16 protein-coding genes are annotated in these 13,617 nt (G+C 59.6%); 10 read left to right on the top strand and 6 right to left on the bottom strand.

Annotated elements, in window-relative coordinates:
• The first annotated feature begins 86 nt into the window (after nucleotides 1-86).
• The 3 genes from KX729_RS16550 (at nucleotide 87) to KX729_RS16540 (ending at nucleotide 2,274) form a co-directional block, all read left to right on the top strand.
• Entirely contained in the window at nucleotides 87-380 is a 294-nt protein-coding gene (locus KX729_RS16550; protein WP_219743565.1) for a hypothetical protein, read from the top strand.
• Nucleotides 381-628: 248 nt separating this feature from the next.
• The gene (locus KX729_RS16545; protein ID WP_219743564.1) at nucleotides 629-1,015 is read left to right on the top strand and encodes a VOC family protein; all 387 of its coding nucleotides are present in this window, start codon (nucleotides 629-631) and stop codon (nucleotides 1,013-1,015) included.
• A 203-nt stretch (nucleotides 1,016-1,218) separates the two neighbouring features.
• Nucleotides 1,219-2,274 (top strand): acyltransferase family protein, encoded by a 1,056-nt coding sequence (locus tag KX729_RS16540; RefSeq protein WP_219743563.1) that lies wholly within the window; start codon nucleotides 1,219-1,221, stop codon nucleotides 2,272-2,274.
• Here the strand turns inward: KX729_RS16540 and KX729_RS16535 are convergent.
• On the bottom strand, nucleotides 2,271-3,470 hold the full coding sequence (locus tag KX729_RS16535; RefSeq protein WP_246617631.1) for an extensin family protein: 1,200 nt from the start codon (nucleotides 3,468-3,470) through the stop codon (nucleotides 2,271-2,273). The genes KX729_RS16540 and KX729_RS16535 overlap by 4 nt on opposite strands.
• A gap of 307 nt (nucleotides 3,471-3,777) precedes the next feature.
• Between KX729_RS16535 and KX729_RS16530 the strand changes: the two genes are divergently transcribed.
• The 3 genes from KX729_RS16530 to KX729_RS16520 are packed head-to-tail and all read left to right on the top strand — an operon-like array spanning nucleotide 3,778 to nucleotide 6,901.
• A complete protein-coding gene (locus tag KX729_RS16530; protein WP_219743562.1) occupies nucleotides 3,778-5,967 on the top strand; it encodes an anthranilate synthase in 2,190 nt (729 codons plus the stop codon).
• The gene (locus tag KX729_RS16525; RefSeq protein ID WP_219743561.1) at nucleotides 5,967-6,398 is read left to right on the top strand and encodes a hypothetical protein; all 432 of its coding nucleotides are present in this window, start codon (nucleotides 5,967-5,969) and stop codon (nucleotides 6,396-6,398) included. Before KX729_RS16530 ends, KX729_RS16525 begins: the two co-directional genes overlap by 1 nt.
• A complete protein-coding gene (locus KX729_RS16520; RefSeq protein WP_219743560.1) occupies nucleotides 6,395-6,901 on the top strand; it encodes a GNAT family N-acetyltransferase in 507 nt (168 codons plus the stop codon). Before KX729_RS16525 ends, KX729_RS16520 begins: the two co-directional genes overlap by 4 nt.
• An 11-nt stretch (nucleotides 6,902-6,912) precedes the next feature.
• Here the strand turns inward: KX729_RS16520 and KX729_RS16515 are convergent, their stop codons facing one another.
• A complete protein-coding gene (locus tag KX729_RS16515; protein WP_219743559.1) occupies nucleotides 6,913-7,230 on the bottom strand; it encodes a hypothetical protein in 318 nt (105 codons plus the stop codon).
• A 297-nt stretch (nucleotides 7,231-7,527) separates the two neighbouring features.
• On the opposite strand from KX729_RS16515, the gene KX729_RS16510 reads away from it, so the two are divergent.
• Both KX729_RS16510 and queF read left to right on the top strand, forming a co-directional pair.
• Nucleotides 7,528-8,460, top strand: coding sequence for a cation diffusion facilitator family transporter (locus KX729_RS16510; RefSeq protein WP_219743558.1), 933 nt, complete (start codon nucleotides 7,528-7,530; stop codon nucleotides 8,458-8,460).
• The gene (queF, locus tag KX729_RS16505; protein ID WP_219743557.1) at nucleotides 8,457-8,921 is read left to right on the top strand and encodes a preQ(1) synthase; all 465 of its coding nucleotides are present in this window, start codon (nucleotides 8,457-8,459) and stop codon (nucleotides 8,919-8,921) included. The genes KX729_RS16510 and queF overlap by 4 nt, the downstream gene beginning before the upstream one ends.
• Before the next feature lie 25 nt (nucleotides 8,922-8,946).
• Here queF and KX729_RS16500 read toward each other — a convergent pair whose 3' ends face one another.
• The 3 genes from KX729_RS16500 to KX729_RS16490 form a co-directional block, all read right to left on the bottom strand.
• Nucleotides 8,947-9,531: a hypothetical protein gene (locus tag KX729_RS16500; RefSeq protein ID WP_219743556.1), complete on the bottom strand. Its 585-nt coding sequence runs from the start codon at nucleotides 9,529-9,531 to the stop codon at nucleotides 8,947-8,949.
• Nucleotides 9,532-9,630: 99 nt separating this feature from the next.
• Nucleotides 9,631-10,422 (bottom strand): DUF2076 domain-containing protein, encoded by a 792-nt coding sequence (locus KX729_RS16495; RefSeq protein WP_219743555.1) that lies wholly within the window; start codon nucleotides 10,420-10,422, stop codon nucleotides 9,631-9,633.
• A gap of 112 nt (nucleotides 10,423-10,534) precedes the next feature.
• Nucleotides 10,535-11,122 carry a HupE/UreJ family protein gene (locus tag KX729_RS16490; RefSeq protein WP_219743554.1) on the bottom strand — a complete coding sequence of 196 codons (588 nt, stop codon included), beginning with the start codon at nucleotides 11,120-11,122 and terminating at the stop codon, nucleotides 10,535-10,537.
• Between the two features lie 217 nt (nucleotides 11,123-11,339).
• Between KX729_RS16490 and KX729_RS16485 the strand changes: the two genes are divergently transcribed.
• Nucleotides 11,340-11,930: an ATP-dependent Clp protease proteolytic subunit gene (locus KX729_RS16485; protein WP_312991092.1), complete on the top strand. Its 591-nt coding sequence runs from the start codon at nucleotides 11,340-11,342 to the stop codon at nucleotides 11,928-11,930.
• 74 nt (nucleotides 11,931-12,004) lie between these two features.
• Complete coding sequence (locus KX729_RS16480; protein ID WP_219743552.1) at nucleotides 12,005-12,487, top strand: cupin domain-containing protein; 483 nt, start codon at nucleotides 12,005-12,007, stop codon at nucleotides 12,485-12,487.
• A 6-nt stretch (nucleotides 12,488-12,493) separates the two neighbouring features.
• Here KX729_RS16480 and KX729_RS16475 read toward each other — a convergent pair whose 3' ends face one another.
• Nucleotides 12,494-13,528, bottom strand: coding sequence for a MerR family transcriptional regulator (locus tag KX729_RS16475; protein WP_219743551.1), 1,035 nt, complete (start codon nucleotides 13,526-13,528; stop codon nucleotides 12,494-12,496).
• Nucleotides 13,529-13,617 lie beyond the last annotated feature (89 nt).

Raw genomic sequence — 13,617 nt, 5'->3', positions numbered from 1 at the left:
GGGAACATTGGGCCCATTCGCGAATTGATGTTCCGCTGAAGTGGCTGGAATGGCTGCTTTCTGGACCTCACGCGCGGAGAAGCCCGATGCCGATTGCCCCGACGAAAACCCTGATGACGAAAACCTCTATCCTCGCTCTTGGCGGTGTTACTGCGATACTGGCCTTCCAGGCGCCGGCTCAGGCGGCCGATCCGGTTCGCGGTTATTATGCGGAGCGGCCACACCGGGTCTATGTGCAGCGCGAGCGGCCGCGGGTCATCCGCACGACGTATGTGCGGCGTGTCGTTCGCGAGTGCCAGACCCTGAAGGTGACCGAGCCGAATATCGTCAAGTTTGTCGACGTCTGCTTCAAGCCGCTCGATCTTTCGCCCGACCTCTAAGGTTCTGCCTGCTTGCTTCGACCGTCTCGCGGGTGGTAAACGTCAGGCGTCGAAAAAGGCAGGGTCGGATATGGTAAGCACGGCCCCTTCCGCAAAAGCGCTTGGGCGCATTCGGAAGCTCTAATCCGCAGCTACTTCAAAGTGCAGTGAGAACCCGCGACGAGAAACGGCGCATCCCGCGCCGCTCTCGGCGGATTCCGTGCGCGTCATGCATCGCATTCCGCCGACTAACCTTGAAGGAATGAATGATGCGAATGAACCATATCGATATCCATGTGCCTGACGTTGCGGCAACGAGCAACTTTCTCGTGCGCCATTTCGGCCTGACTCTGCGGGAGATGCGCGGGGCAGGCGGGCTTGCCATTCTTGACGACGATGCAGGCCTCGAAATCGTCGTCAGCCATCCAATTGAAAAATTCGGCGGCAGCGAACAGCAGGCGCTTGGGCTGGTAACCTACCATCTTGGTTTCATCCAGACGGAACTGGAAGAGGTTGATCGGCTTTACCGCGAACTCAAGGAAAGCGATGCCGAACTGGTCGGCGAGCCGCGCGAGATGCGAGGCGGGTATCTGTTCTATTGCCTGGCGCCGGGCCGGGTGCTGATCGAGGTGGGATGGCGATCAAGTCCCGTATAGGGCCCAGTCGAAATCACTGCAACTTTTGGAAATCTTCTATTTCATTCAATACTTCTGGTTTGTTATTTGTCGTTCAGGTCAATGCTTCGCTTGGTGGCTTTTTGCACGCAGTCGCGCAGTAATTCACCATTAAGGGAATAAGCGATTGCAAGATATCGTTGTTTGTGGCCACTGATAAACCGGTAGAGCGGGCAGAGGTTTTCATGAAGCACGATCATATTCCTTATCTTGACGGATGGCGCGGCTTGGCAATTGCCGCTGTTTTGTTGGGGCATTTCGGTGAGTTTAGTGCTCTCAATCTGGGACCGTTCGGCGTCGAGCTTTTCTTCGTCTTGAGCGGACGATTGATGGCGGAAATCCTCATCCGGAGACAGACGCCGTTGAAGCTGTTCTTCTGGCGCCGCTTCTCAAGAATTTTCCCGGCACTGTTCGCTTTCTGCCTGGCTATGCTGCTGGTATCAGTGGCGGCGTCGGTTGTGGGTAAACACGTGCCGAAGGCTGTGGGATTGCCCGAATTTCTGGCCGCCGTATTCTTTCTGATGAACTACACGACCTCTCTTCTGGGAATGACCACGGTTCTCGAACACATCTGGTCGTTGAGCGTTGAAGAGCATTCCTATGCGATTTTGGCGGTCATTGCGGTGCTGAGTTCCCGCAATTTAAAAACATCCGCAATCATTGCCATTGCAGTAGCGGCGGCGATGATGCTTTCCGGTATTCTGCAGGGTATCTATACGAACCAAAGCGAACATGAGCTTTATTGGCGAACCGATGTCCGCGCTGCTTCCGTGTTCTTTTCGTTCGGCTTCTATCTTCTGCTCAAGCCATGGCTTGAGGCCAGAGCAGGAAACGTGATCATCGGGTTGCTCACGCCGGCATGTCTGGTCGGCGCGGTCGTGCTCAATCTCAATATCTTCCCGATATGGCTCAAATATTCTGTCGCAACATTGCTTCTCGCCGTTGCAATCAACGCCCTCGACGTAGCTCTGCCGGTGTTGCGTCGGGCGCTCAGCCTGCGGGTGATGGTATATCTCGGAACGCTTTCCTACTCACTTTATCTGTGGCAGCAGCCTTTCTATCTGGCGGCGGATATGATCGGCGTGGCACTCGCAGTGTCCGGTACCGTGATAGTAGGCCTTTGCAGCTTCTATATTATTGAACAGCCGTGCCGCCGGTATCTCAACAATATGGTCGGGCGCAGACCTGCAGCATCTCTCGACGAAAGTGGAGAGCGTGCGGCCGCGGGCTCGCGGGCCTAACGGCAATACCGATACCCACCTTTCCGCTCCAGCACATCCAGATGCAGATGGGTTTCGTGCGCAGCGTCACTTCCGGGTGACAGGACGGTGGTGAAGTGCAGGCAGGCGCCGGCGGTGGCGGTGCGCTGGAAGGCGCCTTCGATCGTCGAATCCTCGACGCGCGGCTTCATTTCCATGCGCTCCCCATTATCCAGCTTGAAAGCGGCGACGTCATAGGCGTTGCCGCGGGCGTGTTCGGAGATCTTGCCGGTTGCCGCGCTGTTGCGCAGGCGGCAGGCATAGGTGGAGCCGGGCACGAGGCCGACGATCTTTCGACCGGGCATGGCGATGTTCATGGCCGGCTGGACAGTATCCTTCAGCCAATGGGCCATGGTGACGGCCGTCTTGCAGCGCATCGTCGCGCCGCCGAGGTTGACGCCGGGCAGCACCTCGTCGACATCGATCGGGTGCTCGATGCCACAGCCGTTGCCGTCGTCGATGGGGTCGGTCGGCTCGAATTTTGCACCGAGCGTGGTAAGTTCGGCGAGGCAGGCTTTCAGCTCCTCCGGGTTTTCCTTGACCAGCGGGGGAGGTGGTGGCGGGGCTTCGGCCTTCTGCTCCTCGATTTCCTTGCCATCCGGCTTGGGGCCGATATCCGTCGCTGCGGTTACCGGTTGCTCCGGTGTCGCGGGTTTCGACTGCGGTACCGGCACTTCGGCGATGGCCGGCGGATTGGCCTGTGGTTCGGCGTTGTCGGGGGCGGGAGCTTGCGCCTCTTCCTTCCGCGGCTGTTCGTCCTTCGGCGCCTTTGCTTGTCGTTGCGGTTCTACCGGGGCGATCGGGGCTGGGGGAGACTTCTTTTCCTCCTGAGCCTTCTCGACAGTCAAATCCTTGGTCTTGTCGTCGGGCTGAATGGCATTGTCTTTCGGCGCATCGGTATTTGCCTGTGCCTGTTCCGTCGGCTTGGGCAGCGGAACAGGAACGTTTGCTGGAGCCGGTGGTTGGGGCGTCGCGGCGCGTTCCTGGGAGGAACGGTTCGCGCGGCGATGAGATGACGAGCGACGGTTTCCCGTATTGCCTTCCAGCAAACGGGTGAGGAAGTTCACCTGCACGATATCTGACGGCCGCTCATGAGGAATAGGCCTCAACGGCGGTAGGGCCGCGCTCAGCAGCAGAGGTGCGGTGATCGCAAGCAGGCAGAGGGATCGCTTCATCATCCTGGCCTCCTCTCGCCCCCCATGCCGATAGTCTCCGGGGCGGTTTGGCGGATAGGCAACGCGGAAGACCCGGATTTGGTCGCATCGGTACCCCAAGAAAATCGCTTGCGTGGCGCCCGCAGTGCGGCTAACAATTTCGCCCATGACGATTTCGATGAACATTGGCAACTGGTGGCCGGCACGCTCAACGCGGCCTTGACCAGTCATGTCCATCGACAAGACCAAAGCCGCCCGAAACCCGAGGCGGCTTTTTTGTTGGCCGCTCAGGGATCGGGCTTGAGACCATACGATCGAAGAGGCAGGACAAATGGTAACGATCATTCGGGATGACGGTTCGGAAACCTACGAGACCAGGGGCGGGCTCACCGTCAGCCGTCAGCGGCGCGCGGCAGATTATGCGACTGCGATCTCTTCCTATGTCGACCGGCTGGATGAGCGCCGTGGCGCGGTTTTCTCCTCCAATTACGAATATCCGGGCCGTTACACCCGTTGGGATACGGCCATCGCCGATCCGCCGCTGGGCTTTTCCTCCAACGGGCGCAAGGTCTGGATCGATGCTTATAATGGCCGCGGTGAAGTGTTGCTCGGCTTTGTCGCCGACAAATTGAAGACCGTCGCCGACCTGACTCTGGGTCAGCAGACGTCGCGGCGGCTGGACCTTACCGTCAACGAGCCTTCGCGCATCTTCACCGAGGAAGAGCGCTCCAAGATGCCGACGGTGTTTACCGTGCTGCGCGCCGTGGTCGATCTCTTCTATTCGGAAGCGGATTCGGCGATAGGCCTGTTCGGTGCATTCGGCTACGATCTGGCCTTCCAGTTCGACGCGATCAAGCTCTCCATGCAGCGCCCGGAAGACCAGCGCGACATGGTGCTTTACCTGCCGGACGAAATCCTCGTCGTCGACCACCATGCCGCCAAGGCCTGGATCGACCGTTACGACTTTTCCAAGGGTGACGTGACGACGGACGGCCAATCGACCGAGATCGCGCCCGATCCGTTCAAACGCACCGATACGATCCCGCCTAAGGGCGATCACAAGCCGGGCGAATATGCCGCTCTCGTCACCAAAGCGAAGGAAAGTTTTCGTCGCGGTGACCTGTTCGAGGTCGTGCCCGGTCAGAAGTTCATGGAGCGCTGTGACTCGAAGCCATCCGAGATTTCCAACCGGCTGAAGGCGATCAATCCGTCGCCTTATTCCTTCTTCATCAACCTAGGCGAACAGGAATATCTGGTCGGTGCCTCGCCGGAAATGTTCGTGCGTGTCTCGGGCCGTCGTATCGAGACCTGCCCGATCTCCGGCACGATCAGACGCGGCGAGGATGCGATTTCCGATAGCGAGCAGATCCTGAAGCTTTTGAACTCGAAGAAGGACGAATCCGAACTCACCATGTGCTCGGATGTCGATCGCAACGACAAATCGCGCGTCTGCGAGCCGGGTTCCGTCAAGGTGATCGGCCGCCGCCAGATCGAGATGTATTCGCGCCTCATCCACACGGTCGACCATATCGAAGGCCGTTTGCGGCCGGATATGGATGCGTTCGATGGCTTCCTCTCCCATGCCTGGGCGGTCACCGTTACCGGTGCTCCGAAGCTGTGGGCGATGCGCTTCATCGAAAGCCATGAGAAGAGCCCGCGCGCCTGGTATGGCGGGGCGATCGGTATGGTCGGCTTCAACGGCGACATGAATACCGGCCTGACGCTGCGCACCATTCGCGTCAAGGACGGCATTGCAGAGGTAAGGGCAGGAGCGACGCTTTTGAACGACAGCGATCCCCACGAGGAAGAGGCCGAAACCGAACTCAAAGCTTCGGCAATGATTGCCGCGATCCGCGATGCCCGCTCCGGTAATACCGGCAAGGCCGGCCGCGACGTGGCACGCGTCGGGCTCGGCGTCAAAATCCTGCTCGTCGATCACGAGGACAGTTTCGTCCATACGCTCGCCAATTATTTCCGCCAGACGGGGGCGACAGTTTCGACGGTGCGCTCGCCGGTCGCGGAAGAGGTGCTCGACCAGTTCGATCCGGACCTCGTCGTGTTGTCGCCCGGCCCCGGCAATCCGAAGGATTTCGACTGCAAGGCAACGATCAAGAAGGTGCGGGCGAGAAACCTGCCGATCTTCGGCGTCTGCCTCGGCCTGCAGGCGATTGCCGAAGCCTATGGCGGCGAGCTTCGCCATCTGGCGCTGCCGATGCACGGCAAACCGTCACGCATCCGCGTGCTGGAGCCGGGCATCGTGTTCTCCGGTCTCGCCAAGGAAGTCACCGTCGGCCGCTATCACTCGATCTTTGCCGACCCCACGACTCTGCCGGCCGATTTCATCATCACGGCGGAAAGCGAAGACGGCACGATCATGGGTTTCGAGCACGCCCGGGAACCGATCGCGGCGGTGCAGTTCCACCCGGAATCGATCATGACGCTCGGCGGTGATGCTGGCATGCGGATGATCGAGAATGTCGTGGCGCATCTTTCCAGGAAGCGCGAGACGAAGGCGGCGTGATGGATGCGGACATCCAGGCCGAAAAAGAGCGCGAGAGAGCCCAGACGGCAGCTTTGCTGAAGGAAATACCCGGCGGAGATGCTGTCCTGACGTTTTTGAAGGATTGGGCGGGTTTCCATGATGCGGAGATCGTCAGCCTGACGCTCGATTACGCCAGCGGCAGCAAGCTCGTCCTCGCTGTCACTGACGGAGACCGATGGGCAACTTTTGCTTTCAGCCTGAAGCCATGGATCGACATCGACCTCAAGGATTTCGGCCATCAGAACGTCATCAATCGACTGGTTATTTCTCGCCCCCATTTACGTCAGGGCGAGGATAGTGACACAAACTCGCCTAGTGATTTGGAACTCTTTTTCGGCCAATGTTATGGAGCTTACGGCTCGATAAAAGCCGGCATTGAGAAGATTGAATTCATAAGAGATGGCAGATGATTTCAGGAGATGAAATTGCGATCGAACATATCCGTGAAGAGCATATCGAGAGCTTCCACCATGCTCTCGATACGGTCTCGCGCGAGCGCAAATATCTGAGCTTCCTCGAAGCGCCGCCGCTGGAGAATGTGCGGCCTTTCGTGCTGGACATGATCAGCGGCGGCCATCCGCAAGTGGTGGCCGTGGACGGCGGCAAGGTGGTTGGCTGGTGTGACATTCGCCGCAGCGATCGGCCGACGCATGCGCATTGTGGCACGCTCGGCATGGGCATCATTCCGGGTTATCGCGACAAGGGGCTTGGTACGCGGCTCATCATCGCGGCGCTCGATCTAGCGAAGGAGCGGGGCTTCCACCGGGTGCAGTTGCAGGTCTATGCGACGAATACGCGGGCGATCGCGCTTTACGAGAAGGTGGGGTTGGTGCGTGAGGGCGTGGCGCGCGACGAGGTGAAGATCGATGGCCAGTTCATCGACAGTATCGGCATGGCGGTGATCTTCGGATAGGGGAGTTTCCCTCACATCCAGTAATGCGCCAGCGCCATGCTTCCGCCTGCCAGAACGAAGCAGGCGAGCGTTGTCGCAGAGAGATGCCAGCGATGGCTGGTCCTCTGCGGCTTTTCGCCCAATTCCGCAATGATCGCTTCTTCCGCGACGCCCTGACTTTCGAGGAAGTTGCGGAGTGCCGGGGTTCCCTTCAGTTCGGTCAGGGAGATGCCTGCTTGCCGGCCCCGATCGAGAAGCAGGCTGATCCGGGCGCGGAAAACAGGCCCCGGCTGCATGGTGACGTCGATCTGCTTGATCGTCTCGCGGTCGATTTCGACGAAGAACTTCATGGTGGTACGCTCCTCCCGACCCCGATTTAGTTTTGTCTAATCTATATACGGAAGTGGCGTCCTGCTGGATTTCCTGAAGGTAGGCTTAACGTTAAATTTTAAGGCTGACGGCGTGTCGCAAAGTCGGCACATCGTGCTTTAGGTTTTGCTCATTCTTCTCTTTGACAACCGGAAGGATCTGAGTCATATGCACGCCATCCGAAACCGCCGCGGCGAGATGCTTCTCGCCGCGGCGGTTTCGTCGTTTTGGGCTTTGCGTTTTGCAAATCGTTCGCACGCGCAACAAGGAATGAAAACGTGACGAAAGACAGCAACATCATTGAGCGACTGGCCTTCTGGGGCATTCCTATCTCGATCGTCGTGATCGCACTGAAGATGCTGGCATGGTGGGTGACGGGCTCGGTGGCGCTGCTGTCGGACGGTCTGGAATCGATCGTCAACGTTGCTGCGGCCGTGATGGCTTATTTCGTGATCCGTTATGCACAGCGGCCGGCCGATCACGACCATCAGTTCGGCCATCACAAGGCAGAATATCTGTCTGCGGTGGTCGAAGGCGTGCTGATCGTCATCGCCGCGATGCTGATCATCAACGAGGCCTGGCAGGGGCTGGTGTCGCCGAAGCTGCCGGAAGCCCCGGCTCTGGGTCTCGGGATCAATGCGATCGCCGCCGTCATCAATGCCGTCTGGGCGCAGACGTTGATCCGCGAGGGGCGCAAGCATCGTTCTGTCGCCCTGGAAGCTGACGGGCGGCACATCATGTCGGATGTCGTGACCTCGGCCGGTGTTCTTATCGGCCTGATCCTGGTGCTGATCACCGGCAATGCGGTGCTCGACCCGATCCTCGCCATTCTGGTCGCGTGTAATATCATCTGGCAGGGTTACAAGGTCATCTCACACTCGCTGGGCGGGCTGATGGACAAGGCGCTGGAGCCGGACGAGGAAGCGGCGGTGCGCGAGGCGATTACCCTGCACTCGGTCGGTGCTCTCGGCGTCCACGACCTGAAGTCGCGCCGGGCCGGGGCCGCGGCGTTTATCGATTTCCACCTTGTCGTGCCGGCGGATATGACGGTCGAAGAGGCGCATCATATCTGCGACCGCTTGGAAGATGCGATCAAAGGGATTATTCCGGGCGCCACATTGGCCATCCATGTGGAACCTGAAACGGAGCACGCCCATGGACAGAAGGTCGACGTCGAAGGACTGACAGGTTTGGAAGGAATGGGCAAATGACGATGACGGATGTCAGCGGGCTGTCGCAGCTCGGCAATCAGGTCGAGGCTCCGGCGAGCCCCGAAACGGCGGTGCTGGAAAAGGTGCCGAACGGCAACCAGGGCACAGATTATGTAGTGCGCTTCACCGCGCCGGAATTCACCTCGCTCTGCCCGATGACCGGCCAGCCGGATTTCGCGCATATCGTCATCGATTATATTCCGGACGGGTTTCTGGTGGAATCGAAGTCGCTGAAGCTCTTCCTGCATTCCTTCCGCAACCACGGTGCCTTCCACGAGGATTGCTCGATCTATATCGCCAAACGGATCGTCGATCTTCTCGACCCGAAATGGCTGCGGATCGGCGCCTACTGGTACCCGCGCGGCGGTATTCCGATCGATGTGTTCTGGCAGACGGGTGAGGCTCCGAAGGGCGTCTGGCTGCCGGAGCAGGGGGTGGCGACCTATCGGGGACGTGGGTGAGAAAACACACGTCTATGTTGGCGGCTTACCTTCGGGTCCATTCGACATCGCTCTCAGCTCTTTCAACATATCGAAAACCCATACCTACGGAGTAGGCGGGCACACCGATAGCCTCAGCCCAACGGGCATGCAGTTCAATCGCCCCTTCGATCAAGTTCGGCGTTGAGAGCTGCTCGATGACATCTCCATCGAGTTCAAAAAACCGTGCGAATTCATCAGCGCCATCTAGCTTTGGCTTCGACTGTTCCTCGCTAGGTGGCGGATTTGAGAAGGTCATCGTGTCTGGATTAAATTCCCCGTGATCGTAAAAATAAGCGGGATTGGAATCGAACTCGCCCAATTTCTTGCCTCTGGCAAAAAGGGTGATCTTTAAAAGGTCTTCATCGTGGCAAAGAAAGACTACGGCGATGCGATCGGTGTCATGTGTGATCGCTTCGCCATAGCTTGTTGTGATCCGGTCGTTCTGTTTTTCCAGATCACTTGCTACAAATGCAGCCCAGCCGTTTTCGGTCGGCCCTACATATCCGCTTCGGTCATGACGGCGTAAAAAATCTAAAATCTCCTGCGAAATTGCGCCTCGAACGCAGCAGTTCACATAGAAAGCCCCCATCAAACACCTTCTTCCCGCGTCAGGTTTCGTAGCGGTGTACGGCGCACGACGGGAATACTGCAATAGGTTTTGGATTCTCCGTTGGTCGCCACACGTCCTTCAGACATTCAACGAATCATCGCCGCCGCCGAAATCGCCGTTGTCCGATTGGCCGTTGTCGTCATAATCGGCCTGTTGCCAGCCGCCGTTGTCGTTCGAGCCAGAGCGATCGTTGCTGTCGCCTGCGGCTTCGCGAACCGCATCATCGCCGAAATAGTTGTTGTTGATGACGGTTTCCTGCGCCGGAGCTTCAGGCGTGCCGAAGGGATTGCTGCCGGCAAAGGGGGAGCCCCAGCCGAGTGCATTGGTGTGGCTGCTGAAAATACTGGAAAGCGAATTGGCAAGCAGCATGCCGCCTGCGACGCCGGCGGCCGTTCCGAGTGCGCCGCGCAGGAAGCTGCCCCCGGCAGACGGCGCGGCCTGCTGGGTCCAGGGACCTGCCGGTGGGGGAGGCGCGCGATAGCTGTCGTTATAGTCGCTGCCGGTGCGGTAGCTTTGCCGCGGCTCGTGACTGCCCCATGGGCCGGACGCATTGGCGGAAGCGCTCTGCTGCGACTGACCGGAGCCGAAGATGGAGCTCAGGAAACCTCCGCTCTGTTCGCCGCGGTGATGTTCACTCTCGTTTGCTTCGAGCTGCTGGACACGCTCTTCAAGCTCGCGGATGCGGTTGGCGGCCGCTTCCAGACCTTTTTCCTGCACGATCACGGCCTGGGCCAGGTAATAGGTCGCGTAGGGCTGCTCACGGGTGCCTTGCTCGATGAAGGCTTCCGCGTCGCGATCGCGCGGCGTGGCTGATGCGGTGCGGACACGATCAAAGAGCGTGGTGAGAAGCTGGCGTTCTTCCGGTGACATGTGTGCCTCCTTGGCGCCCTGTCTGTTTCAACAGGTTGGTGTCATCAAGGAAGTAGGATGGGATTCCCGCTTTTCAAAGCGGGAATCCCTTACATTTCGGTAATGCGATGGCTTAGCTGAAGGCGAGCGACAGGCCGGCCAGTGCGGTGATGCCGCCGAGGATGCGGGCGACATAGGGGCTGAAGCGGGCAATGCCGAGGCCGAGCGCGATGCCGGCGACATGCAGGAAGGCGGTTGCGATCATGAAGCCGATGCCGAACTGCATGGCACCGGCCGAGCCGAGTTCGCCGCCATGCGCATGGCCGTGGAAAAGCGCGAAAAGGCCGACGATGGCAGCGCAGGCCGCGGTCGGCAGGCGGGTGGCCATGGCGACCAATAGGCCGAGGGCGATGACGGAGGCGAGGATCGCCGGTTCGACGAAGGGAAGTTCAGTGCCGGAGACGGCAAGGAAGAAGCCGAAAGCCATCATGCAGACGAAAGCGGTCGGAACGAGGAACAGTGCCTTGCGGCTGCTCTCGCCGGCGGCGATCTGAGCGGCCCAGAGGCCGACGGCGACCATGACCAGAATATGGTCTAAACCGAACAGCGGATGCGAGACACCGGCCATGAACGATCCGTGCTCTTCCGGATTGAGATGGGCGAAGGCGGGCGCAGCAGCGGCCGCGAACACGGCGGCGGCGAGTGGAAGGCGTTTCAGCATCTTGGGTCCCCTTGTTATTTTTCCATCATGCGGAATGAAGGAAAGATAGGGCAGGCGGATTGGGCTTGTCCACACGCAACGGCATTGCAGTCCGGCTGGTAACTACGTCATTCACCTTAGTCTCTGGAAGGTTGCCGTCTTAGACCTCGTCTCCATTGTTTTACGGCCGCGAACACATTATGTCCCGTATATGAATCTGATGCAGGAGACATTGACCGTGCTCGACGACGAAGACGACAAGGACGACAAGACCAAGGAACTGCCGCTCGGCAAGGAAACGGAGGCGAACCTTTTCAAGTCGCGTTCGATCTTCATCTATGGGCCGATCACCCAGGAACTGGCGCAGAAGGTCAATACGCAGCTTGTGGCGCTTGCCGCGGCCAGCGACGAAGACATCCGCGTTTACGTGAACTCGCCTGGCGGTCACGTCGAATCGGGCGATTCGATCCATGACATGGTGAAGTTCATCAAGCCGAAGGTCTGGATGATCGGTACCGGCTGGGTCGCTTCCGCGGGCTCGCTGATCTATGTGGCGGTTCCGAAGGAGCGTCGTATCTCGCTCCCGAATACCCGCTTCCTCATCCATCAGCCGTCCGGCGGCACGCGCGGCATGGCCTCCGATATCGAGATCCAGGCCCGCGAAATCATCAAGATGAACAAGCGCCTGATCGCGATCTATGCAAAGGCCACCGGCCAGTCGGAAGAAAAGATCGCCAAGGACATCGACCGCGACCTCTGGCTCTCCGCCGAAGAGGCGAAGGACTACGGTCTGGTCTCGAAGATCGTCACGTCCCAGAGCGAAATCTGAGAACGATCTCTTGAAACAACAAACCCCCGCCGAGCTTCGGCGGGGGTTTTCTTTTGCCTGCAGGAATTTTGCCCATGACGACCATTCCCAAATCTCATTCCAAGGCCAGCGAAGACAGCATTCTGATCCCAGCGATCGGGCTCGATCTCAAGGTGCGTGTCGCGCCATCCACCACAGGCGGTGAGTTCTGCTTCATCGATACGGTGAATGCGCCGGGTTTCGGCCCGCCGCGTCATCGCCATACGGAAACCGAAGTGTTCCGCGTAATGGAGGGCCGATACCTTTTCGAGGTCGATGGAGAGCAGTTCTATGCGGAGGAGGGGGACGTGATTACCGTGCCGGGCGGTGCGGTGCATGCCTTCGTCAATGTTACAGATAAACCAGCTCGCCAGTATATCCTCATCCAGCCGGGGCTTGATGCGGAAAGCTTCTTCACCGGGCTTGCGGACGTGATGCGCGACGGCCGTCCGGATACGGAGGCGCTGAATGCTTTCGCGAAAAAATGGCAGGTCGAATTTCTCGGCCCGCCACTTTCGGTTCCTGTTGAGGAAGCCTGATCAGGCTCAGGCGATCTGCGGCCTGAAGGCGATCACGCCTTCCGTGCGGGCCCGGACTTCGGGTGTGGCAAGGCACGTCGCCACCGCTTCGTAACCGGGTGCGCCGGGTATCGGCATGACACGCGTCGGCGGACTGTGATTGGCCGGGCAGAGCGTGATCGTTTCGTCTGCGCCGATTTCGGCGAGATCGAGGATTGCCGAGGAGCGGGTCAGCATGAAGATCGGCCTTGCTCCCGCGCCACGACGGCGCAGATGGGCAATCACCGCCTCCTGTGTTTCCTGGTCGAGACCCTGCTCGATCATGTCGATGACCGCGGTTTCCTCGCGGCTCGTTTCCAGCGTCACGACGAGGGCTGTGAGGTCGCTGGATGTCGTAGCGCCTTCCTCCACAAGCCAGGCGATCGTCTGTTCGACGCGGGCCTTGAGGTCCGGATCCGCCGCCATGCGCGCGAGCGCTCCGGCACCACCGTCGGCGCCTCTTTCAAGGCCGATGAAAACGGCGCCCGGCAGGTTGTCGGCAATCGCCCGGGCAAGTCGCGTCTTGCCGGAGCCGAGCGGCCCGATGATGAAGTTGAGCGGCTTCACGTCACGGAGCTCGAAACGTTCGCCGCCCCAAGGCCAGGGAAGATCGAAGGTGGCGAGCGCTTCGGAGGCCGGCCGGGCGAGGCGCGAAAGTTCGTGCATCCGCGGCGGATGGCCGTCGGCGAGGTTGCTGCGCAGGTCGCGTACGGTGGCAACGGCTGTGGCAAGCCGGCCGAGCTCTTCTTCAAGTTTTTTCTGATGCGCGGCAAGCGCTGGCGCAAGCGACTGCGGATCACCGTTCAGGACGCGTTTCACCTGGGCAAGGCTGAGGCCGAGTGCCCTGAGGGCGGCGATCTCCGTGGCCCGAGCCATTTCGGCTGGACCATAGGTCCGCCAGCCCGCTGCGGTCCGGTCTGGCGTCAGAAGCCCCTGCTTTTCGTAAAGCCTCAGGGCTTTCTGCGAAATCCCAAGCCGCTCGGCGGCTTCGGACGGGTTGAGATAGCGTGCGGAAGAACTCAAGGAATCACCTCTTCGGTTGTTGACCGCATGCCTTATCGGCGCGGTCCCAGGGGCCGGGTCAAGAGGTTTTTGGCGAGAGCGTTCGAAGT

This window comes from Neorhizobium populisoli (assembly GCF_019430945.1).
Lineage (GTDB): Bacteria > Pseudomonadota > Alphaproteobacteria > Rhizobiales > Rhizobiaceae > Neorhizobium > Neorhizobium populisoli.
This window is presented reverse-complemented; position numbering and strand designations above follow the sequence as displayed.